The sequence below is a fragment of the Colwellia sp. F1 genome, assembly GCF_056238625.1.
Genome location: NZ_JBWDLI010000008.1, coordinates 130,050 through 150,885 on the forward strand (window position 1 = coordinate 130,050; position 20,836 = coordinate 150,885).

Here is a 20,836-nt window from a genome sequence, read left to right on the forward strand (position 1 = left end):
AATTGTCCTAATTTTAATTATTATAATAAGTAGATATACTTGCGAGGATGCACACTTTGCCCAATAAATATTCATAGCAAATATTAACAGCAAAAAAGTTATACAAGGTGCTTTTATACCTGTGCTTTTAGCTAAAGGCAAGTTTCAATAATGACGCAACGGCTTGTTATTGTGCCTTGTGTAGCGAAATCTTTCCTTTATAAGCCAAAAAGTAACCTGAGGCTTTAACCGTGGTAAATAGACGGCTTTAGGCCAGTGTTTAAGAAATAAACACGGGTAATTGCTATTATCATGGGAAATACAGTGGTATTTTTAGTGATAATCAGCGTAATGGCAGGCCATTAAACGCCTTGTTAATTGTAGCTATTTTGCCTTGCCCCTGCTTTGCTGATGTTGTTTGGATGTAAATATACTGCTAAACTTTTGTGTCATTACTTTAAGCGCATAACCGGTAACTAAGCGGCACAATTTGCTTTAGCGCATTTAAGTTTTTTATCGTCATTTAGGATTGTTTTAATAAAAGCAATTGGTACTGGCTTTGCATAGTGTTGGTGAAGCCGAATAAATTTAAAAATGGAATATTTTAATGTCATATACATTAAGTGAAGTAAAAGTAGCAGTGATTGGTTTAGGGTATGTTGGCTTACCCTTGGCAGTTGAATTTGGTAAAAAATACCCAACGCTTGGGTTTGATGTGAATTGCAAACGGGTAGAAGAGCTAAAACAGGGCTTTGATTTCACTTTAGAAGTGTCTGCAGATGAATTAGCTGACTCTGCTTTTATTTCATACGCGAGTGATGTTGAAGCACTAAAAGCAAGTAATGTTTATATTGTGACTGTTCCCACGCCTATCGATGAACATAAACAACCCGACTTAACCCCGCTTATTAAAGCAAGCCAAATGTTGGCCTCTGTGATTAAACAAGGTGATATTGTTATCTATGAGTCAACAGTTTACCCAGGTGCGACTGAAGATGTTTGTATTCCTCAAATAGAAAAAAATTCAGCCTTGGTGTTTAACAAAGACTTCTTTGCGGGCTATTCTCCTGAGCGCATTAATCCGGGCGATAAAGAGCATAGGGTAACCAATATTTTAAAGGTAACTTCTGGCTCTACTACTGAAATTGCTGACTTTATTGATGATTTATATAGCTCAATTATCACCGCAGGCACTTATAAAGCGTCTAGTATTCAAGTGGCAGAAGCGGCGAAGGTCATTGAAAATACACAACGTGATTTAAATATAGCTTTAATTAATGAGTTAGCGGTTATTTTTAATAAACTCAACATCGACACCGAAGAGGTATTAAAAGCCGCAGGCACCAAATGGAACTTTTTACCATTTCGCCCAGGTTTAGTAGGCGGTCACTGTATTGGTGTTGACCCGTATTACCTAACGCATAAAGCACAAGCTATTGGCTACAACCCAGAAGTGATCCTTGCCGGCCGCCGCATTAATGATGGCATGGGCGCTTACGTTGTGTCGCAACTGATTAAAACCATGATTAAACGCAATATCAGCGTTAATGGCGCTAACGTGTTAGTGATGGGGTTAACGTTTAAAGAAAATTGCCCTGACGTACGAAACACTAAAGTGGTGGATATTTTAGCCGAGCTGGCAGAATACGATACCAAAGTAGATGTTTATGATCCTTGGGTTAACCCAAAAGATGCAAAACATGAATATGGCGTTGAGTTGATTGACAAACCAAAAGCCGGCAACTACGACGCGGTTATTTTTGCAGTTGCTCATGATGAGTTTAAAGCATTATCAAATGAAGATATTCAAGGTTTAATGAAAACAGACCACGTCATTTATGATTTGAAATATATGTTAGACCCGCAATTAGCCGATATTCGTTTGTAAAAAAATGCAGATGTAGGTTGGTCTTTAGGCCAACAAGCAAATCAAAACTAAGGATTACCATGCCCCGTTATCAAGAAGTACAAGAGCAATTAAAATCTTCCCCTAAAACTTGGTTAGTCACTGGCTGTGCTGGTTTTATTGGCTCTAATTTATTAGAAACACTTTTATTATTAAACCAAAAAGTAGTGGGCTTAGACAACTTTGCCACAGGTCATCAACATAATTTAGATGAAGTGCAAGGGCAGGTGTCAGCAGCGCAGTGGCAACACTTTACTTTTATTGAAGGGGATATTCGCAGCGCTACCGACTGCGTTAAAGCAGTGGGGACTCTTGGTAATAGTGTTGACTATATTCTCCATCAAGCGGCGCTGGGTTCAGTACCGCGCTCTATTGAAGATCCTATTTTAACCAATTCGGCTAATATTACCGGCTTTTTAAATATGTTGGTTGCAGCTAAAGACGCTCAGGTTAGTAGCTTTGTCTATGCTGCTTCTAGCTCTACTTATGGTGACCATCCAGCGTTGCCTAAAGTTGAAGAAAACATAGGAAAACCTTTATCGCCTTATGCGGTGACAAAATATGTAAATGAACTGTATGCAGATGTTTTTAATAAAACTTATGGGCTTAATGCGACCGGTTTACGCTATTTTAATATTTTTGGTAAACGTCAAGACCCTGATGGGGCTTATGCTGCGGTGATCCCTAAATGGACAGCTGCTATGATTGAAAATGAAACGATTTACGTTAATGGTGATGGTGAAACTAGCCGTGACTTTTGTTTTATCGAAAATGCCGTGCAAGCCAATATTTTAGCCGCAACAGCGCCTGATAGTGGTAAAAACCAAGTGTACAATGTTGCTTTAGGCGACCGAACATCATTAAACACCTTGTTTGATAGTTTGAAAACTGCGTTACACGCTAATGGTATTGAATATACAAAAGCTCCTCAGTACCGTGATTTTAGGGCAGGTGATGTCCGTCATTCGCAAGCTGATATTTCGAAGGCAAAATCAAAAATTGGTTTTGAACCAGCATTTAAAATTCAACAAGGCATTAGTAAAGCCATGCCTTGGTATGTCGCTTTTTTATCGAATAAATAAGCCCACGGTAATAACAATTGCTGGTTTTGGTTAGGCTATTTATGACTTTGTTAATGTAGGTCAAAACTTTTACTACTTCATTGGGTAAAATTCCGTTATTCAAGCAATAAACTTTACCCGTTTATTGCTCATTAACTTTTAACAGGATTTTACATGACATCTATCCCTGAATTTATGACCAATAAACATCGCGAGTGCGATGAGTTTTTTATTGAGGCTGAAGCGGCAGTGGCAACAGAAGACTGGCCGCTTGCCTTAACAAAGTGGCAGCTTTTTGCTGAAGAGTTAAGTGAACACTTTAGCCAAGAAGAAGATGTATTATTTCCTAAGTTTGAACAAGCAACTGGGATGACTTCAGGCCCAACGCAAGTGATGCGGATGGAGCATCAACAAATGCGTGCACTACTACAAGAGTTAGACAATGCCTTGGCTGATAAAGCCAAAGCGACGTATTTAGGCTTAAGTGAAACCTTGATGGTCATGATGCAGCAGCATAATATGAAAGAAGAAATGATGCTTTACCCCATGATGGATAAAAACCTTACTGATGGTGAGCAACTGATTGCGCAGTTTCAAGCCAGTTAAGCTATTAAGCCCGTTAATGCGCAATCTGTTAATCTTATGTCTGACAAATTAACATTGCTAACGGTGGATGTCAGTGCTTTAGCTCCACCTGAGCCAATGTCTGTGATAATAAAGCGGTTGGCAAGTTTAGCTAAGGCAGAATGTTTAGTAGTAAAGCATAGGCGTGAGCCTTTTCCGCTGTATGACAACGTGAGCCTTTTCCGCTGTATGACAAACTGGTTGGTGCGGGCTTTTCATACCACTGTGTTAAGCATAGCCAAGATGCGGTTGATTTATATATTTTTCATGACGAAATGCAAGCGGCTTTTCAAGCGCTATTAGCCCGTGGCTTAGCTGCAGGTCCAGATTTTACCCACACCATTAAAGCAAATGATGAAGATGAATAATTTATCCTTTAATGCATTGCCGCCGATTGATCTCCCTTTTCGCTTTTTTCTCACCGCGCCTATTTTTGTTATTTTGTCTGCGCTTATTATCCTGTTTTCAGGGGAAACCTTGTGGGTGAGCCGCTGGCATAGCAGCATGTTAGCACTCACTCATGGCTTTACTTTGGGTTTTATTACCATGGTGATGATGGGCGCATTATTGCAATTACTTCCGGTGATTGGCGGGGTAGGTATTAAGCAGCCGCGTTTCATAACCCTAGTTTGTCATAGCACGTTAACATTTGGTACTGGGTGTTTACTACTAAACTTTATTTGGCCAAGCACTCTATTTACCATAATGGCATTAGTATTACTGGTGCTAAGCCTTGGCGTTTATAGTGTTGCTGTTGCGCTTGTGTTATTGAAAAAACTAAGCCAAGGGGATTCACTTAATGGTTTTCGTCTTGCAATCATTGCCTTATTTATTGTGTTGGTATTGGGCGTATTAATACTGAGTTTACCGCGATTGTTTGCTCAGGGGATGCTAGCGCCGCTGGTGTCATTACTAAGTTCAGACCTTACAGGAAAAGCCCTAACCAATAGCCACGCGGTTTTGGGGCTAGTTGGTTGGGGTAGCTTAATGATTATTTCTGTTAGCTTTCAAGTGATCCCTTTATTCCATGTTGCGCCAAATTTTAATAAAAATATAAGCCGTTACTTGCCAACCACCTTGTTCATTTTTGTTCTGTTATTTATGTTAAAGCCGGCGGTAATTGCGCCTATGGTAGTGTTACTGCATGCGGTTTTTGCTGGTAGCTTGTTGTCGGTTATGTCAAAGCGTAAGCGAAAAATAGCCGATACCACCATTCGTTATTGGCAGCTATCAGCGTTATCGCTCTTAATTTTTACCGTTGTGTATTTTTTCCCAAAAGCTTATATGGTAGCGCAACTGGCAAATAAAAAAGAAATTTTGCTGGCGGTATTTTTTATTTATTTCTACTTAGTGAGCGTTATTCAGGGAATGTTATTAAAAATATTGCCATTTTTAAGTTACACCCACTTACAACAGCGTTGTTTAACAAATTTTTCAGCGATGCAGTATTTACCCAACATGCATGACTTTTTAAATAAACAACAGGGGCAATGGTTGTTTTATTTACATATACTAACGGGTTGTATTTTGCTGCTTACGGTAATATTTCCAAGCATGTATTGGTTGTTAGCTTGCTTGTTAATGCTTGAGTTTTCATGGCTGTTCAAGTTAATGATAACAACAGTGCGCTTGTATTTTTCGGTCCTTAACAAAATTAATTCGTCGGTGAAAGAATAACTTACAATCTCTTGTTGTCTTTAGCCCGAGTTAACTTTATTTTTGCTATAATTACGCTTAATTCAGGCAAATAATTAAGTGAAAAACGATGGAATATGAATTTATACATGATGCCATAACAGGTAATGCCAAAGCACGGTTTTCTTTTGAACATGAAGTGTTGGGCCCATGGATTGAAGTGGAACTAGGGCATGACAGTGCTAAGTTAACCCAGCTATTAACAGCAATTGACGATGTTGAAAAGGATATTAAAAACGAGGTTGTTATTACTGGCCATGAATACACTGTATTGATCAGTAGAAATGATGTTGAAATACACGCTAACGCCAGTTTACGTGACGACGAATTATTGCCTGATATGTTAACAACAGAACATATTCACTTTGATGAAAGTGATGGCGCTGCCTGCGGCCTTGATGACTTTAGAAAGTTATTACTTTCTTGGTCAAAGTTTACAGGAAATTGGTAGTTACAAAACGAAGTTGTTAGCGCTATTTTGGCTAATTGTTTGGCTCACTATAACGAGTCACTGATTTGGGTAATTACGTTATCAAGATCGACTTCTTCAATGGCTAACACTGACAAGACAGCGTCTGCTAACGGGGGCCAGTCGGCTGATGCAACACCTAAGTATTTTAATGAAATAATATGTTCAGCCAATTTTAATATGGCGAATAAGTCTTGCTCTTGTGAGCCGTTAAGCTTGTCTAAATAGTCTCGCTCGTGGTGTTGCAATATTATTTGGCAAACATCTTTTGGCAAGCGCCATGAGCTTGCGACATAGTAACCAATGACGGCATGGTTTACTTGGTAGTATTGTTCTTCTAATGCGATCAATGATAAGTTAGGCGAGAATATGAGTTGGTCAATAATATCTTGGTAGTTACGATACTTCATGGCCATCACCGGAATGCCACACCCATGAAATAACCCTAAACTGTTCAGTTTGTCTATGGCAATGTTGGGTTTAAATCGTTGACCAATAGCAATGGTCGCGTTAGCAAGGTCGGTGGTTGTGCGCCAGAATAGCTCAAGATCGATACTGCAATTTTTCGGGTCAAAGCTTTTTTTGAGTAAACTACCGGTTACCAGCATAACCACACCATAAATACCGATATAATTGACCGACATTTTTATATCGGTCACGGTTCTGTCTAACCCATACAAGGGCGAGTTAATCGTTTTTAAAATGGCGGCACTAACGGCGATGTCTTGGCTAATACAGTCTGCAATAGCATTAATGTCAGGGTAGGGCTTCGCCATTAATTTTAAAAGCTCAAGTAGTAGTTTAGGCTGTGCCGGGACTGCAAAACCTTTGCTAATATCATCTAAAACCTTTTGATCAACAATAATCATAATTTTTCACCGAAAAAAATACCATAAAAAATAACTGAATAAACAAATAGTAAAACATATTAGTCGGGATTGCTTATGAATCCACAGACGATTTGATAAAATAGTGGCTAGTATAGCGAGCCAAGATTATTTCCGCCCTAAGAATGAGATGAATTTAATGAAACAGTGTGCAATTTTAACCATGGACAATTTGTCTGATTTTGAATGTTATGATTATTTATTAGAGGCACCTTTGCAAGCGTTGGGTTGGCAAACGCAATGGGTATCATGGCGAGCCAACAAGGTAAATTGGCAGCAATTCGACGCTGTGCTTATTCGTAGTCCGTGGGATTATCAAGACAATGCTGCTGAGTTTTTAACGGTATTAGCAGCCATTGATAACTCCACAGCGCTTTTGCAAAACTCTTTAGCGACAGTGCGCTGGAATATAGACAAAATCTATTTGAAATCATTGCTACAACAGCAAGTTACCATTGTGCCTACGCTGTGGCAAACTCACTTTTCTTCTGAACAGTTAATGGGCTTTTTTGATGCCTTTAATTGTCAACAACTGGTTATTAAACCCAGAATAAGCGCGAATGCAGACAATACCTTTTGGCTTAAAAAAGAAACGGCAGCCCAATGTGTTAGCCAATTAGAAGCTGTTTTTTGCCAAAGCGACTTTATGGTACAACCCTTTATGCCAAGCGTTGTTGAAGAGGGCGAGTTTTCCTTGTTTTATTTTGCGGGTGAATATAGCCATGCTATTTTAAAAACACCGAAAACAGATGACTTTAGGGTACAAGAAGAGCACGGTGGAGTATTAAAGGCGATTACCCCAGAAAAGGCGTTGTTACAACAAGCTGAGCACTGTGTAGATGCAATAACTCAGTTAACGGGAGAGTTGCCCTTGTACGCTCGTGTTGACTTTGTTCGCAATAGCCCAGGGGCTGCTAGTGAAGCGTTTGCATTAATGGAAGCTGAATTAATAGAGCCGTCATTGTATTTTAATATGGACAGCCATGCGGCGTCTAAGTTTGCTCAGGCGTTCGCTAATACTTATGCTAAGCGAATGGCGTGCGCTAATTCGTAAACTTGCTACCGGGTTACGTAAATCATGGTGGTGAAAAAAAGTATAATAACGGTGTTAAAAATGACAATGTAAGCAAACCCTTTGATCCCTTCTTTTAAGGTGTAGCCATGGTTGTCAAGGTACCACCACCAAATAGCGCTCATGATAATAGGGAGTATAAAGAAAAACTTGATCATAATAATGTCCTGTGTCGGCTCAAATTTATTGTTTTTTTTGAGCAAATATTTATGCGGGTTTACTGTGCGTTTGCTCGTGCCAAGGCGCTACTTTAAATAGCATTAACATCCCTGGAATGGCCAATGCGGTACATAAAAAATAAAACTGAGTCCAGCCTATTTGTTCAACAATAAAGCCGGTGGTGGCATTAGCAAAAGTTCTAGGCAATACTGCTAGCGCTGTAAATAAAGCAATTTGTGTAGCGGCAAAGGCTGGGTTAGTGGTGCGGGCAATAAACGCGGTAAAAGCAGCGGTACCTAAGCCAACCCCTAAATATTCAAACCCCATTGCTACTGCGAGCGCAACGTTATTATGGCCAATTTCTGCCAACGCGGCAAACCCCAAAATACTGGCGATTTGCACAAAACCAAATAACCACAATGCGCGATTTATGCTGAGCTTAATCATGACAAGGCCACCAACCACTATGCCTATGGTCATGGCGATCATAGAAGCTGTTTTTGCAATGACACCAATTTCTGTTTTACTAAAGCCCATGTCAATAAAAAAGGGGGTTTGTAGCGCGGTTGCCATGTTATCACCGAGTTTATACAGCACTAAAAAAGCTAAGGTATAGCAGGCAGGTTTTAAACCATTGGTGTTAATAAAATCTTTAAAAGGTAAAATTACCGCTTCTTTTAACGATTTGGGCGCGTTATCTTCTGTGTCTAATTCTTTTATAAACAAGGTTAACAAAACCCCTAGCACCATAAAGGCGGCAACAATAATAAAGACAGACTGCCAACTAATATGATCTGCAAGAATAAAAGCTAACGACCCAGGCACTAAGCCAGAAAGACGGTAGGCTTGTACATGAATAGAGTTACCTAGTCCTAGTTCATTGTCAGGTAATAGCTCACGTCGGTAAGCGTCAAGTACAATGTCTTGGCTGGCACTGAAAAAGGCCACTGCGCCTGCAAGGTAGGCGACTGACCATATATCAGCAACAGGGTTTACCCAGCCAAACGCGGCAATAGAGCACAGTAATAATAGCTGGGTCATTAACATCCAGCTTCGTCTTCGGCCTAAGCCACCTAAAGAGTAGCGGTCTAGCAGAGGAGACCAAATAAACTTCCATACATAAGGAATACCAATTAATGAAAACAGGCCTATTTCAGCTAAACTAACCCCTTGGTCACGCAACCAACCAGGCACTAATTGATAGAGCACAAATAAGGGTAAACCTGAGCTAAACCCTGTAAAAATACAAATGAGCATGCGTTTGTTTAAAATGGCTTGCTTAAACGATGTGTTGGACATTCATTACTACTTTATAAATATTATTTTTTAAGCTTATCAGAGAGTTCAGCTAAGCAGAAGAAAATTAACTTTTTTAAGTACATTATTAAGCAATAGGACGCCAACCAATACAGTCTATTGGGTAGCTACCAACACCGTTACAAAAATCAAGGCAGGTATTCATTTCACTTTTAAAAAATAAATCATTAGTTAATGCTTGAGCACCATGTAAGCTGACCTCGTGAATTAAATGCCAAAAAACACGCTCTTGTGCGTTGCAGGGGGTTTCGTCGGTGACGTTTAATAAAGTCCACTCACTGAGTGTGTCAGAAATAAAGTTGTCTAACTCTGTGTAATGGATGGTATTGTTAATCACCGCGTTAACATAAAAGGCCATTTGTACTATTTTATCATTGATAAACTGCTCAATTACCATGACTGACTCCGCAGAGGCATTCCTGTCTCTTGAATATTGTATAGTGAAAAAAAATTGATAAGAAAAACTGAGTTATTGCTTAAGCGACGCTGTGGTTATTTAGTTAATAAAAACGCGTTTAAGCTATTATATATATCGGTGATAAAAGTTGTTTTGTCAAAAAATTTACTTAAGTTTATTAAATAAATGTACAATTTTACTTTACTGCTGGCACGGGTAGTTGTTTTATAACACTATTTTTATCAGTGTGTCATAGCTATTGTCGTAACGGCAACTCAGGAGGTTGCCGTTGGCTTGGTTGCTATGACTGTGCTATTTACCCTCACTGTGGTTACATTTATTATTCAGCAGGTAACAGTGTTGCTTTTATTAGCATTACGGGCTCTATTGGTACGTTCTCCCAGCCCAGTGCTTCATTATAATCTGTTGGTACTTTTGCTAATGCTTCAAGTACCGCCTCTCCTTCAACTACCATGCCAAAAACAGCATAGCCCCAACGTCTGCCTGGATCTAAATTAGTGTTGTCATTAATGTTAAAAAAGAACTGGCGGTTAGCAGAATGAGGCCTGCGCTCTTTTGCCATGGCAATAGTGCCTATTTCATTTTTTAAGCCATTGCCTGATTCGTTAATGATATCTTTATTGGTTTTTTTAGGAGTGTATTCAGCGTCATAACCACCACCTTGGACAATAAAGTCTGCAACGATGCGATGAAAGACTGTGTTGTTGTATTCGCCTGTTACGACGTACGTTAAAAAGTTATCGACGGTGATAGGGGCTTTTACCCGATCTAATTCAACAACAATAACCCCCAAGGAGGTTTCTAACTTTACTTTGGGGTAAATGTTGGTTGGGTCAATTGCCAGGTTTTTGGCGAGTGCGGTTGCGCTAAATAATGCGGTATTGACCAGTGCTACGCTAAGTAAAAACGCACGCATAACTGGGGAAATTGCGCGATTGACGGTAAGAAAGTGAGTAAAATAATGCATGTGAACGCCTTTTGTAGACAAGTTAAGTAATGGGCTGGTTAGGTTAAAAAATCATGGATTTTGCTATTGGTTAAAATTTGTTGTAATAACTTACTTAAACGGTGATTAAAGTTACGCTCTAATATGGCAACATCGGCCTTAAGCGGGCCTTCGCTATTACCCCGGTTTTTAAATGTCATGGTGAGTGTATCTCCCCCTTGCTTGACCACGACCTTTAATACAATTTCAGTTTGTACCGTATATTCAAAGGTGCTTTGGTCAACACTGATGATGGCTTTTTCTATTGACACTAATATTTGGTTTTTGGCATTGTCATTAATGCTTAAACCGTGTTGTTGCCAATGTTTCCGTAAAGTGGCGTTTAGGGTGTTTTCAAGCCTTTGCTGTGCTGAAACTAAGGTGGCTGCTTTGTCTTTACGTAATATTTGCACTATGTGGTTAGCAATGCGCATGTCAGTGACACTCAGTTGGGCTTGCTTGTTAGTTTTGCCTATACTGCTTGGGGTTGCTGTGCCGGCAATAATTTCAGGCGCAACAATAATGTGGCTTGGAAAGCTAGTACAACCGTATAGCCCTAGGGTTAAGCCCAGTGTTAGTATTAGGGTGAAGGCTTTATTGATAAAAATGTTAAATTTCATAAGTAAATACCAGTGGGTTATCGTTATTTTTTTCGCTGTGTTTGGGGGGGCAAGTAATTTTAGCGTTTTATCGCTGATTGTGTAACAAACTTGTCATTACTGGCAATAAGCTTTTCATTGCCAAATATACGTTTTAACTTAATGTGGTAGGCCAGTTGTCTGTTGCCAATAATACGTAACTCACCGCCTTTTTTTAATACGCGGTGGCTGTCTTTAAACATTTGCCAGGCAATATGGTCTGTGGTGGCTGTTTGCTGGTGAAAAGGCGGGTTACACAAAATGAGATCAACACTATTGCTGTCAACCCCAGTTAAGCAATCGTTTAAGGTGAATTGACACTGTGTTACTAACGCAGGAAAGTTTGTTTTTATATTGGTTTCAGCTGAGGTTATGGCCATATGTGACTCATCAAAAAATTGAATGTGTGCACTGGGTTGTTGGGCGAGAATACTTAACCCGATAACACCATTACCACAACCTAAATCAATCACTTGGCTATTTTCTTTTACAGTGGGCAAGTTTTCAATAAAATATCGCGCCCCTATATCAAGCTTTTCGCGTGAATACACATTGGCATGGTTACTTATGGTTAAGTCACGGCCCAAGGCTTTATTGGTTAATGGCCATACGGTTGGAAAAGGCGATTGATGCAGTTGTGTTTGATCACATTGGCAAAAAACTAAGCGTGCTTTTTTTACTGCCAAAGAGGTGGTTGTGGTGCCCAAGTATTTTTCGAACACTTTGAGTGTTGAACGATGAATCTCTTTTGCTCGGTCGGCCGCGATAAACACGGTTTTTTGTCCAGGGGCATTTTGTTCAACCGTTTGCTTAACTTTAATTAATTGGGCAATTAATAAGGCTTTACTTTTTGGTATTTTAAAGAGAATAACATCAATGTTTTTCGGCAGCGCGTCTAGACAATTTAATAGGGTGATATTTTCGCCATTAAGTTGATTTTGTTTAATATTATGTAAGATGCCTTGTTGGCTAATATAAGAGTCGTTAACACAGTAGGTTGTAGTTAACGCGGGCGAACTTGACTGTTTTGTACAGGCAAAGTGCGTGGCTAACGCGCCAAAAGCATCGTTAAATAATACGACGCGGGCTTGTGCTGGTATTAACTGTTCAGCCCGAACATGGTTAATTAAGTATTCATCTGCAGCATCCCACGCTTGTAAACTTCGGTTAACTTGCGCTATAGGGAAACGCACAAGTGATAATTGTTGATCATCAATGTAAAAGGGGCTAAGCATTATAAAAGTAATATAAGGAGATTATTTAAGATGAGTTATTGTGACATATCCTTAAGCGACTTCAAAATATACTTGTTTAACGGCCGGTTCGTCCCCATAAATACTGTGCTACTTATGTACTTATGCTTGTTGTTCATTTTACCTAAAGAAATAATGCTTGCTTAGCGTAAGCTTTCATTGGAAGCTTAAATAAATTATTTAGGTGATATCGCACTAGCGTGTAGGCATCAATCGCGTGAACTATCGGTTATGTTGTGATCACCGTAGGTTAACATAAATACAATATTTACACTGCTTTATTGAGGATAATCATGTCTATAGCTGCTGTCATTGAAGAGAAACTCCTTCGTGCTTTTTCCCCAGTACATTTAGAAGTTATTAACGAAAGTGATAACCATAATGTGCCACCCGGTAGTGAGTCGCACTTTAAAGTTACTATTGTTTCTAATAGTTTTGAAGGCGAGCGTTTAATCAAGCGCCACCGCGCTGTTAATTCTGTTTTAGCAGAAGAGTTGTCTGGAAAAATTCATGCCTTGGCGTTACACACATATACCCAAGCGCAGTGGCAAGAAGAGTATGCGGGTAACACGCCGGTGTCGCCAAACTGTTTAGGTGGCGGAAAATAACTACTGCGCTGTGGTAGGTAAGGCGGAACAAGTTAGTTCATTAGTTTAAGGCGCAATTGGTCGTACCTCTTTAATTGCTTAGCGAGGTACAATAGCGACACATTTTCATGCTACGTTAAGGTGGTATGGCGATAAATTTATTCTCAATAAAAACAATTTAGAAGGTTTTCTTATGGTTATCAAACCAAAAATTCGTGGTTTTATTTGTACTAATGCTCACCCGGTTGGCTGTGAAGCCCACGTTAATGAGCAAATTTCTTATGTTAAAACACAAACATTTAGTGATAACGGCCCTAAAAATGTTTTAGTGATTGGCGCATCTACTGGTTATGGCCTAGCGTCGCGCATTACCGCTGCGTTTGGTCATAAGGCAAGTACGTTAGGTATTTTCTTTGAAAAACCACCAACACCAAAGAAAACTGGCTCTGCTGGTTGGTATAATACCGCTGCTTTTCAAAAGGCAGCAGACGAGGCAGGCATTTATGCTAAAAATATCAATGGTGACGCCTTTTCTCATGAAATTAAAGCCCAAGCAATTGAAGCAATTAAAGCCGATATGGGGAAAATTGATTTAGTCGTATACTCGTTAGCATCACCACGTAGAACAGACCCTGACACAGGTGAAGTTTATGCTTCTACATTAAAGCCAATTGGTGAAAGTGTTACGACAAAAAACTTGAATACGTCTAAGCGCATTATTGACACTATTTCCGTTGAAGCAGCAACTGAAGAGGAAATTCAAGGCACTATTGATGTGATGGGCGGTGCTGATTGGGAATTATGGTTAAATGCTTTGAAAGAAGCTGACGTGTTAGCAGAGGGCGTGAAAACCGTTGCTTACACCTATATTGGTAAAGAATTAACGTGGCCAATCTACGGCAAGGCAACGATTGGGAAAGCAAAAGAAGACTTAGATCGTGCTGCTAGCGCGATTAATGCGGCAACAGCAAGCATTAATGGCCAAGCCCGTGTTACTTCGCTTAATGCGGTAGTGACGCAAGCCAGCTCTGCTATCCCTATTATGCCATTGTATATATCGTCTATGTTTAAAGTGATGAAAGCCGACGGCACTTATGAAGGCTGTATTGAGCAAATAGCTAACTTATTTAAAGAAAATATATACAGTGATACTCCACGCCTTGATGAGCAGGGACGTTTTCGCCAAAATTATAAAGAGCTTGAACAAAGTGTCCAACAACGTATTACCGATATTTGGCATACAGTGGAAACAGAGACTATTGACGAGCTAACCGACTATGTGGGTTATCATCATGAGTTTTTAAAACTCTTTGGTTTTGGTATTGAGGCGGTTGATTACGACGCCGATGTTGACCCTGAAGTGGTTATTAATAACTTAAGCTAATGTTTTGTAACTGCTATTTTAGCTGAGTTAGCCCGATGGTTTAACCATTAAAAAACCGATGCTTGTCATCGGTTTTTTTGTATCACAATAAGGGGAATCTTGTTATGAACCGCGCATTTTATTGCTTTATGTGGAAGCAAAAAGACGAATTAGCCTTATTTAACCATTAAAGCTACCACTATAGTCTAATTTGTAATGAAAATTTGCTAATGAGCCTAGAACAAAATAGCGAGTTTGTGGTAATATTCGCGCCAGAAAATTTTAACTTAGAGCCAGTGGGTCTTATTTTTTCGCAAGAATAAATAAGTACTTTACTGAAATACACTGAAATCAATTGTTTACCTATCTTTGTTATTTGGGTTATGCCGATTATTAAAGGTAAATAAATCGTTGGTTTTTTACTCCCATCAAAAGTAGTGCAAGTGTTTATGATTACAATAAAAAAAGGCTTAGATGTTCCTGTTAAAGGTGCGCCGCAGCAGGTAATCCATGATGGTCCTGCCATCAAAAGCGTTGCAACATTAGGCGAAGAGTTTGTGGGTATGCGTCCAACCATGTTTGTAAAAGTGGGTGATCGCGTTAAAAAAGGTCAGGTGATTTTTAGCGATAAAAAGAATCCTGGCGTTAAATTCACAGCTCAAGCTGCCGGTGTTGTTAAAGAAATTAACCGTGGTGAAAAACGTGTTTTACAGTCAGTTGTTATCGAGGTTGATGGCACTGAACAAGAAACCTTTGCCAGTTACCCAGCCAGCGAGTTAAGTACGATCTCTCGTGAAAACGTAGTGAATAACTTAGTTGAATCTGGTTTGTGGACGGCAATTAGAACTCGCCCATTTAGCAAAAACCCAGCCATTGACAGCATTCCTCAAGCAATCTTTGTCAGTGCTATGGATACCAATCCATTAGCGGCCAACCCTGAAGTGGTTATTGCAGAGCAAGCAGAAGCTTTTCAACAAGGTTTAACGATTCTGTCTCGTTTAACTGAAGGCGAAGTTTTTGTGAGTAAAGCACCAGGGGCTAATATTCCTGTTGATGCGAAGGCAACTGTCACTGAGTTTGCAGGCAAGCACCCAGCAGGTTTAGTGGGCACACATATTCATTTCTTAAAACCTGCGAGTGCTGAAAAGTTTGTGTGGCATGTTGGTTATCAAGATGTGATTGCCATCGCTAAACTATTCACAACAGGTGAGCTTGATAACACACGGGTTATTGCTTTAGCTGGCCCAGCTGCTAATAACCCCCGTTTAGTTCGTACTGTACTCGGTGCAAGCACCAGCGATTTAACAGCAGGTGAAACAACTGACGGTGAAGTACGCGTAGTCTCAGGTTCATTATTGATGGGGGCAACAGCAACAGCTGTGCATGGTTACTTAGGTCGTTATCATGTGCAAGTGTCGTTAATTAACGAAGGCCGCGATAAAGAATTTTTAGGTTATATGTATCCTGGACCAAATAAATTCTCAGTAACACGTGCTTATATGTCTCATTTCTTTCCGAAGAAATTATTTAATATGACCACCACCAGTAATGGTAGTGAGCGTGACATGGTGCCAATTGGTAACTTTGAACGTGTTATGCCACTAGATATTTTACCTACCATGTTATTGCGCGATTTAGTTGCCGGTGATACCGACACAGCTCAAAAACTTGGTGCCTTAGAGCTGGACGAAGAAGATTTAGCGCTTTGTACATTTGTTTGCCCAGGCAAAACAGATTACGGCGTATATCTTCGTGATTGTCTAACCACAATTGAGAAGGAAGGTTAGTCATGGGCTTGAAAAAGTTTATTGAAGATATTGAACCGCATTTTGAAAAAGGCGGTAAACACGAAAAATGGTTTGCGTTATATGAAGCGATTGCCACAGGTTTATTTACCCCTGGTTATGTCAACAAGGGTAAAACTCACATACGTGACAGTATCGACTTAAAACGTATTATGATCACAGTATGGCTTGCGGTTTTCCCAGCCATGTTCTTTGGTATGTATAATATTGGTTACCAAGCGGTTGACGCTTTAGCTGCCGGTTATGCTTTACCACAATCTTGGCAAGTTGATTTATTTAACTTTTTAGGCGGTACATTAACAGCAAGCTCTGGCTTGTTTGAAATGACCTTCTATGGTGCCATGTTCTTCTTACCTATTTATGCTGTTACCTTTATTGTAGGTGGCTTTTGGGAAGTACTTTTTGCAGCAGTGCGTAAACATGAAGTGAATGAAGGTTTCTTCGTTTCTTCTATCTTATTCGCTTTAATTTTGCCTGCCAGTATTCCTTTATGGCAAGTTGCTATAGGTATTACCTTTGGTATTGTTATTGCTAAAGAAATTTTTGGTGGTACAGGTAAAAACTTCTTAAACCCTGCCTTGGCGGGTCGTGCGTTTTTATTCTTCGCTTACCCAGCAGAAATTTCAGGTGATGCCGTTTGGGTTGCCGCTGACAGCTTCTCTGGTGCTACTATGTTAAGTGCCGCTAACCAAGGCCTTGTTGATTACTCAATTAATGCTGATTGGTGGAACGCTTTCTGGGGCTTTATTCCAGGCTCTGTTGGTGAAGTATCAACCTTTGCTGTGTTACTAGGCGGTGCTTATATTTTATATAAAGGTATTGCTTCATGGCGCATCGTGTTAGGTGTGTTTGGCGGTATGGTGCTAACGTCATTACTATTCAACTTTATTGGCAGTGAGACGAATACTATGTTTGCTATGCCTTGGCATTGGCACTTAGTGGTTGGTGGTTTTGCTTTTGGTATGATGTTTATGGCAACAGACCCAGTTTCAGCGTCTTTTACTAATACGGGTAAATACTGGTTTGGTGCCTTAGTGGGTGTCATGGTAGTACTGGTTCGTGTGGTTAACCCTGCATTCCCAGAAGGTATGATGTTAGCGATTTTATTTGCTAACTTGTTTGCACCATTGTTTGACTACTTTGTAGTGAAAAGCAATATTAAACGGAGGCTTGCACGTAATGTCTAGTAATAAAGAAACGCCATTAGGAACGATATTATTTGTTCTAGCAGTCTGTTTAGTTTGTGCGGCATTAGTATCTATTTCTGCGGTTGGTTTAAAAGATAAACAAGCAGCGAATAAATTACTTGATCAACAAACTAAAGTATTAGAAGCCGCACTGTTAATTGAAAAAGCAGACGGTGACATTGTTGGCACTTACAATAAGTATGTTGACGCGAGAATGATTGACCTTGATACAGGTGAATTTATTGACAGTGATCCATTATTGTTTGATGAGCGCCGTAATGCCCGTGATAAAGCGTTATCTATTAAGCCTGAAAACGATATAGCCGGTATTAACCGTCGTTCTAATACTGCGGTTATTTACTTAATAAAGTCAGACTCAGGCAGTGTTGATACTGTTGTTCTTCCTATTGTTGGGTCGGGTTTATGGGACCTAATGTTTGGTTACGTTGGTTTAGCAGCAGACTTAAACACAGTGAAAAGCGTTATTTATTCTGATCATAAGGAAACTCCTGGGCTGGGTGCAGAAGTATTGAACCCAAAATGGAAAGCTTTATGGCCAGGTAAAAAAATATATAACGATGCAGGTGAAGTAAAAGTTCGTCTTGTTAAAGGTGGTGCGAAACCAAATGATGTTCACGGTGTGGATGCGTTATCAGGTGCAACCTTAACAAGTAACGGCGTTACTCATACATTACAATTCTGGTTTGGTGAAGAAGGTTATAAAACCTTTATTACTAAATATCTTGCAGAAGGGGTTAAATAATGTCTTCAGATGCTAAAAAAGTATTAACGGGTCCTATTGTTGACAATAACCCAATAGCATTACAAGTATTAGGGATTTGCTCTGCTTTAGCGGTAACCAGTTCAATGGCGAACGCGTTAGTAATGAGCTTAGCCGTTATTTTTGTAACTGCATTTTCCAACTTGTTTATTTCAATTATTCGTAATCAAATACCATCAAGTGTGCGTATCATTGTACAGATGGCGATTATTGCATCATTGGTAATTGTGGTTGACCAAGTACTGAAAGCCTTTTCATACCAGTTATCAAAAGAGCTGTCAGTTTTTGTTGGCTTAATTATTACTAACTGTATCGTTATGGGACGTGCTGAAGCATTCGCCATGAAAGAAAAGCCAGTTGTTAGCTTCATTGATGGTGTTGGTAACGGTTTAGGTTATGGCTTTATTTTAATGATTGTTGCCTTTTTCCGTGAGTTACTTGGTTTTGGTACTTTATTTGGTATTGAAATCTTGCCATTAATTCAAAATGACGGTTGGTATCAAGCGAATGGTTTATTAGTATTACCATTTAGTTCATTCTTTGTTATTGGTTTAATCATTTGGGCTATTCGCCAATGGAAACCAGAACAAGTAGAGAAGGATTAATACCATGGAACATTATATTGCATTATTAGTTAAATCTATTTTTATTGAAAACATCGCATTAATGTTTTTCTTAGGTATGTGTACTTTCCTTGCTGTATCGAAAAAAGTAGATACTGCCATAGGTTTAGGTGTTGCGGTTATTGTAGTACTTGGTTTGGCTGTACCAATGAACCAAATTATCTACCAAGCCGTATTAGCACCGGGTGCGCTTGATGGTGTGCTAGGCATCACTGACCCAAGTGAATCTGTTGATTTAAGCTTTTTATCTTTTATTACCTTTATTGGTGTAATAGCAGCATTAGTTCAGATCCTTGAAATGGTGCTTGATAAGTACTTTCCTGCGCTTTACCAAGCACTAGGGATTTTCTTACCCCTAATAACCGTTAACTGTGCGATTTTTGGTGCCGTATCATTTATGGTATCTAAAAACTTAACGCTTGGTGAGTCTGTTGTTTATGGTATAGGCTCTGGTGTTGGCTGGGCATTAGCGATTGTTTTGCTTGCTGGTATTCGCGAGAAGATGAAATATTCTGATGTACCAGACGGCTTAAAAGGTTTAGGTATCACATTTATTACTGCTGGACTAATGGCTTTTGGCTTCTTGTCTTTCGGTGGTATTTCGTTATAAATTTGGTCGGTGTAAGGCAATTTACTTTGTGTTGCACCCTTAGAAAAGTTTAAGGAAAAGTCGATGGAAATTATTCTCGGCGTATCGATGTTCACAGCGATAGTACTTGCCTTAGTGTTAGTGATTTTATTTGCTAAGTCTAAGTTAGTATCAAGTGGTGACGTAACGATTAGCATAAACGGCGACCCAGAAAAAGCAGTAGTTACTGCTGCGGGTGGCAAATTATTAGGCGCATTAGCAGACCAAGGCATTTTTATTCCATCAGCCTGTGGTGGTGGTGGTACTTGTGGCCAGTGTCGTGTTGATGTGCATTCAGGTGGTGGCGATATTCTACCAACAGAAGAAGGCCATATCACTAAGCGCGAAGCAAGAGCAGGCTGTCGTTTGGCTTGTCAAGTTGCGGTTAAGCAAGACATGGAAATTGAAGTTGAAGATGAAATCTTCGGTGTTCAGCAATGGGAATGTGAAGTTATCTCAAATGATAATAAAGCAACTTTCATTAAAGAATTAAAGCTTAAAATTCCAAATGGTGAGTCAGTACCGTTTAAAGCGGGTGGTTATATTCAAATTGAAGCGCCAGCGCATCATGTTAAATATAAAGATTTTGATATTGATGAAAAATATAAAGGTGACTGGAATCACTTTGGTTTCTTCGATGTAGAGTCAAAAGTAGACACAGACACATTACGTGCTTACTCTATGGCTAACTACCCTGAAGAGGAAGGCATTATCATGCTTAACGTGCGTATTGCTACGCCACCTCCAGGAAAGCTACATTTACCTGCAGGTAAAATGTCTTCTTATATTTTCAGCCTTAAGCCAGGTGATAAAGTGACTATTTCAGGTCCGTTTGGTGAGTTTTTCGCTAAAGAAACAGACAATGAAATGGTATTTATCGGTGGTGGTGCGGGTATGGCGCCAATGCGTTCGCATATATTTGACCAACTCAAACGTTTAAAATCTAAGCGTAAAATGAGCTTCTGGTATGGCGCACGTTCACTGCGTGAAATGTTCTACGAAGATGATTACAACGGTTTAGCAGCGGCTAACGATAACTTCGAATGGCATGTTGCCCTAAGTGATCCACAACCTGAGGATAACTGGGAAGGCAAAACTGGTTTTATTCATAACGTACTGTACGAAAGTTATTTAAAAGACCATGAAGCACCGGAAGATTGTGAATACTATATGTGTGGTCCACCAATGATGAATGCTGCGGTGATTCACATGCTTAAAGACCTAGGCGTAGAAGATGAAAACATCATGCTTGACGACTTTGGCGGCTAATAGGTTACTTTAAGCTTGCCTATTGGCACTACTTCCGCGTTGGATGTACTTATTGACTAGCGTCAACGCCGTGCATCCGCCTTGAATTAGCGCCACTATTATGCGCTTATAAGCTTGCCTATTGGCACTA

Annotated in this window: 23 protein-coding genes; 15 read left to right on the forward strand and 8 right to left on the reverse strand. The window is 39.7% G+C overall.

Annotation, left to right across the window (positions count from 1 at the left end; all coding sequences use genetic code 11):
- Window positions 1–586 precede the first annotated feature (586 nt).
- From tviB to AC0UA9_RS09520, 3 genes are all read left to right on the forward strand, one after another.
- The gene (gene tviB, locus AC0UA9_RS09510) at window positions 587–1,867 is read left to right on the forward strand and encodes a Vi polysaccharide biosynthesis UDP-N-acetylglucosamine C-6 dehydrogenase TviB (RefSeq protein WP_475659523.1); all 1,281 of its coding nucleotides are present in this window, start codon (window positions 587–589) and stop codon (window positions 1,865–1,867) included.
- Between the two features lie 59 nt (window positions 1,868–1,926).
- Window positions 1,927–2,967, forward strand: coding sequence for an NAD-dependent epimerase/dehydratase family protein (locus tag AC0UA9_RS09515; protein ID WP_475659524.1), 1,041 nt, complete (start codon window positions 1,927–1,929; stop codon window positions 2,965–2,967).
- Between the two features lie 153 nt (window positions 2,968–3,120).
- Entirely contained in the window at window positions 3,121–3,552 is a 432-nt protein-coding gene (locus tag AC0UA9_RS09520; RefSeq protein WP_475659525.1) for a hemerythrin domain-containing protein, read from the forward strand.
- Here the strand turns inward: AC0UA9_RS09520 and AC0UA9_RS09525 are convergent.
- Window positions 3,549–3,740 (reverse strand): hypothetical protein, encoded by a 192-nt coding sequence (locus AC0UA9_RS09525; RefSeq protein WP_475659625.1) that lies wholly within the window; start codon window positions 3,738–3,740, stop codon window positions 3,549–3,551. The genes AC0UA9_RS09520 and AC0UA9_RS09525 overlap by 4 nt on opposite strands.
- On the opposite strand from AC0UA9_RS09525, the gene AC0UA9_RS09530 reads away from it, so the two are divergent.
- From AC0UA9_RS09530 to AC0UA9_RS09540, 3 genes are all read left to right on the forward strand, one after another.
- The gene (locus AC0UA9_RS09530) at window positions 3,649–3,873 is read left to right on the forward strand and encodes a hypothetical protein (RefSeq protein WP_475659623.1); all 225 of its coding nucleotides are present in this window, start codon (window positions 3,649–3,651) and stop codon (window positions 3,871–3,873) included. The genes AC0UA9_RS09525 and AC0UA9_RS09530 overlap by 92 nt on opposite strands.
- Before the next feature lie 57 nt (window positions 3,874–3,930).
- The gene (locus AC0UA9_RS09535) at window positions 3,931–5,247 is read left to right on the forward strand and encodes a hypothetical protein (protein WP_475659526.1); all 1,317 of its coding nucleotides are present in this window, start codon (window positions 3,931–3,933) and stop codon (window positions 5,245–5,247) included.
- Window positions 5,248–5,335: 88 nt separating this feature from the next.
- Complete coding sequence (locus tag AC0UA9_RS09540) at window positions 5,336–5,716, forward strand: YacL family protein (protein WP_475659527.1); 381 nt, start codon at window positions 5,336–5,338, stop codon at window positions 5,714–5,716.
- A gap of 47 nt (window positions 5,717–5,763) precedes the next feature.
- Here the strand turns inward: AC0UA9_RS09540 and AC0UA9_RS09545 are convergent, their stop codons facing one another.
- Entirely contained in the window at window positions 5,764–6,603 is an 840-nt protein-coding gene (locus AC0UA9_RS09545) for an HDOD domain-containing protein (RefSeq protein ID WP_475659529.1), read from the reverse strand.
- A gap of 148 nt (window positions 6,604–6,751) precedes the next feature.
- Here AC0UA9_RS09545 and AC0UA9_RS09550 point away from each other — a divergent pair, with 148 nt between their 5' ends.
- Entirely contained in the window at window positions 6,752–7,675 is a 924-nt protein-coding gene (locus tag AC0UA9_RS09550) for an ATP-grasp domain-containing protein (RefSeq protein ID WP_475659530.1), read from the forward strand.
- 5 nt (window positions 7,676–7,680) lie between these two features.
- Here AC0UA9_RS09550 and AC0UA9_RS09555 read toward each other — a convergent pair whose 3' ends face one another.
- From AC0UA9_RS09555 to AC0UA9_RS09580, 6 genes are all read right to left on the reverse strand, one after another.
- Complete coding sequence (locus AC0UA9_RS09555; protein WP_475659531.1) at window positions 7,681–7,851, reverse strand: hypothetical protein; 171 nt, start codon at window positions 7,849–7,851, stop codon at window positions 7,681–7,683.
- A 49-nt stretch (window positions 7,852–7,900) separates the two neighbouring features.
- Window positions 7,901–9,151 carry an AmpG family muropeptide MFS transporter gene (locus AC0UA9_RS09560; RefSeq protein WP_475659533.1) on the reverse strand — a complete coding sequence of 417 codons (1,251 nt, stop codon included), beginning with the start codon at window positions 9,149–9,151 and terminating at the stop codon, window positions 7,901–7,903.
- 85 nt (window positions 9,152–9,236) lie between these two features.
- Window positions 9,237–9,566 carry a hypothetical protein gene (locus tag AC0UA9_RS09565; RefSeq protein ID WP_475659534.1) on the reverse strand — a complete coding sequence of 110 codons (330 nt, stop codon included), beginning with the start codon at window positions 9,564–9,566 and terminating at the stop codon, window positions 9,237–9,239.
- 340 nt (window positions 9,567–9,906) lie between these two features.
- Complete coding sequence (locus tag AC0UA9_RS09570; protein WP_475659624.1) at window positions 9,907–10,503, reverse strand: peptidylprolyl isomerase; 597 nt, start codon at window positions 10,501–10,503, stop codon at window positions 9,907–9,909.
- 89 nt (window positions 10,504–10,592) lie between these two features.
- Window positions 10,593–11,192 carry a YajG family lipoprotein gene (locus tag AC0UA9_RS09575; protein WP_475659535.1) on the reverse strand — a complete coding sequence of 200 codons (600 nt, stop codon included), beginning with the start codon at window positions 11,190–11,192 and terminating at the stop codon, window positions 10,593–10,595.
- A gap of 59 nt (window positions 11,193–11,251) precedes the next feature.
- Window positions 11,252–12,445 (reverse strand): methyltransferase, encoded by a 1,194-nt coding sequence (locus AC0UA9_RS09580; RefSeq protein ID WP_475659536.1) that lies wholly within the window; start codon window positions 12,443–12,445, stop codon window positions 11,252–11,254.
- A gap of 311 nt (window positions 12,446–12,756) precedes the next feature.
- On the opposite strand from AC0UA9_RS09580, the gene AC0UA9_RS09585 reads away from it, so the two are divergent.
- From AC0UA9_RS09585 to nqrF, 8 genes are all read left to right on the forward strand, one after another.
- A complete protein-coding gene (locus AC0UA9_RS09585; RefSeq protein WP_475659537.1) occupies window positions 12,757–13,071 on the forward strand; it encodes a BolA/IbaG family iron-sulfur metabolism protein in 315 nt (104 codons plus the stop codon).
- 172 nt (window positions 13,072–13,243) lie between these two features.
- Window positions 13,244–14,434 (forward strand): enoyl-ACP reductase FabV, encoded by a 1,191-nt coding sequence (gene fabV, locus AC0UA9_RS09590; protein ID WP_475659539.1) that lies wholly within the window; start codon window positions 13,244–13,246, stop codon window positions 14,432–14,434.
- Window positions 14,435–14,862: 428 nt separating this feature from the next.
- Complete coding sequence (locus AC0UA9_RS09595) at window positions 14,863–16,200, forward strand: Na(+)-translocating NADH-quinone reductase subunit A (protein WP_475659540.1); 1,338 nt, start codon at window positions 14,863–14,865, stop codon at window positions 16,198–16,200.
- Between the two features lie 2 nt (window positions 16,201–16,202).
- Window positions 16,203–17,405, forward strand: a complete 1,203-nt coding sequence (locus AC0UA9_RS09600) for an NADH:ubiquinone reductase (Na(+)-transporting) subunit B (RefSeq protein ID WP_475659542.1) — start codon at window positions 16,203–16,205, stop codon at window positions 17,403–17,405.
- Complete coding sequence (locus tag AC0UA9_RS09605; protein ID WP_475659543.1) at window positions 17,398–18,168, forward strand: Na(+)-translocating NADH-quinone reductase subunit C; 771 nt, start codon at window positions 17,398–17,400, stop codon at window positions 18,166–18,168. Before AC0UA9_RS09600 ends, AC0UA9_RS09605 begins: the two co-directional genes overlap by 8 nt.
- Window positions 18,168–18,791, forward strand: a complete 624-nt coding sequence (locus AC0UA9_RS09610) for an NADH:ubiquinone reductase (Na(+)-transporting) subunit D (RefSeq protein ID WP_475659544.1) — start codon at window positions 18,168–18,170, stop codon at window positions 18,789–18,791. The genes AC0UA9_RS09605 and AC0UA9_RS09610 overlap by 1 nt, the downstream gene beginning before the upstream one ends.
- 4 nt (window positions 18,792–18,795) lie before the next feature.
- On the forward strand, window positions 18,796–19,419 hold the full coding sequence (gene nqrE / locus AC0UA9_RS09615; RefSeq protein WP_475659546.1) for an NADH:ubiquinone reductase (Na(+)-transporting) subunit E: 624 nt from the start codon (window positions 18,796–18,798) through the stop codon (window positions 19,417–19,419).
- Window positions 19,420–19,482: 63 nt separating this feature from the next.
- Window positions 19,483–20,706, forward strand: a complete 1,224-nt coding sequence (nqrF, locus tag AC0UA9_RS09620) for an NADH:ubiquinone reductase (Na(+)-transporting) subunit F (protein ID WP_475659549.1) — start codon at window positions 19,483–19,485, stop codon at window positions 20,704–20,706.
- Window positions 20,707–20,836: the final 130 nt, after the last annotated feature.

Coding starts and splice junctions, on each gene's coding strand:
- AC0UA9_RS09600 (WP_475659542.1), top strand. CDS start 16,203: ATGGGCTTGAAAAAGTTTATTGAAGATATTGAACCGCATTTTGAAAAA.
- nqrE (WP_475659546.1), top strand. CDS start 18,796: ATGGAACATTATATTGCATTATTAGTTAAATCTATTTTTATTGAAAAC.
- AC0UA9_RS09545 (WP_475659529.1), bottom strand. CDS start 6,603: ATGATTATTGTTGATCAAAAGGTTTTAGATGATATTAGCAAAGGTTTT.
- fabV (WP_475659539.1), top strand. CDS start 13,244: ATGGTTATCAAACCAAAAATTCGTGGTTTTATTTGTACTAATGCTCAC.
- AC0UA9_RS09535 (WP_475659526.1), top strand. CDS start 3,931: ATGAATAATTTATCCTTTAATGCATTGCCGCCGATTGATCTCCCTTTT.
- AC0UA9_RS09515 (WP_475659524.1), top strand. CDS start 1,927: ATGCCCCGTTATCAAGAAGTACAAGAGCAATTAAAATCTTCCCCTAAA.
- AC0UA9_RS09560 (WP_475659533.1), bottom strand. CDS start 9,151: ATGTCCAACACATCGTTTAAGCAAGCCATTTTAAACAAACGCATGCTC.
- AC0UA9_RS09550 (WP_475659530.1), top strand. CDS start 6,752: ATGAATTTAATGAAACAGTGTGCAATTTTAACCATGGACAATTTGTCT.
- AC0UA9_RS09540 (WP_475659527.1), top strand. CDS start 5,336: ATGGAATATGAATTTATACATGATGCCATAACAGGTAATGCCAAAGCA.
- nqrF (WP_475659549.1), top strand. CDS start 19,483: ATGGAAATTATTCTCGGCGTATCGATGTTCACAGCGATAGTACTTGCC.
- AC0UA9_RS09605 (WP_475659543.1), top strand. CDS start 17,398: ATGTCTAGTAATAAAGAAACGCCATTAGGAACGATATTATTTGTTCTA.
- AC0UA9_RS09555 (WP_475659531.1), bottom strand. CDS start 7,851: ATGATCAAGTTTTTCTTTATACTCCCTATTATCATGAGCGCTATTTGG.
- AC0UA9_RS09610 (WP_475659544.1), top strand. CDS start 18,168: ATGTCTTCAGATGCTAAAAAAGTATTAACGGGTCCTATTGTTGACAAT.
- tviB (WP_475659523.1), top strand. CDS start 587: ATGTCATATACATTAAGTGAAGTAAAAGTAGCAGTGATTGGTTTAGGG.
- AC0UA9_RS09575 (WP_475659535.1), bottom strand. CDS start 11,192: ATGAAATTTAACATTTTTATCAATAAAGCCTTCACCCTAATACTAACA.
- AC0UA9_RS09530 (WP_475659623.1), top strand. CDS start 3,649: ATGTCTGTGATAATAAAGCGGTTGGCAAGTTTAGCTAAGGCAGAATGT.
- AC0UA9_RS09565 (WP_475659534.1), bottom strand. CDS start 9,566: ATGGTAATTGAGCAGTTTATCAATGATAAAATAGTACAAATGGCCTTT.
- AC0UA9_RS09585 (WP_475659537.1), top strand. CDS start 12,757: ATGTCTATAGCTGCTGTCATTGAAGAGAAACTCCTTCGTGCTTTTTCC.
- AC0UA9_RS09570 (WP_475659624.1), bottom strand. CDS start 10,503: ATGCGTGCGTTTTTACTTAGCGTAGCACTGGTCAATACCGCATTATTT.
- AC0UA9_RS09520 (WP_475659525.1), top strand. CDS start 3,121: ATGACATCTATCCCTGAATTTATGACCAATAAACATCGCGAGTGCGAT.
- AC0UA9_RS09595 (WP_475659540.1), top strand. CDS start 14,863: ATGATTACAATAAAAAAAGGCTTAGATGTTCCTGTTAAAGGTGCGCCG.
- AC0UA9_RS09580 (WP_475659536.1), bottom strand. CDS start 12,445: ATGCTTAGCCCCTTTTACATTGATGATCAACAATTATCACTTGTGCGT.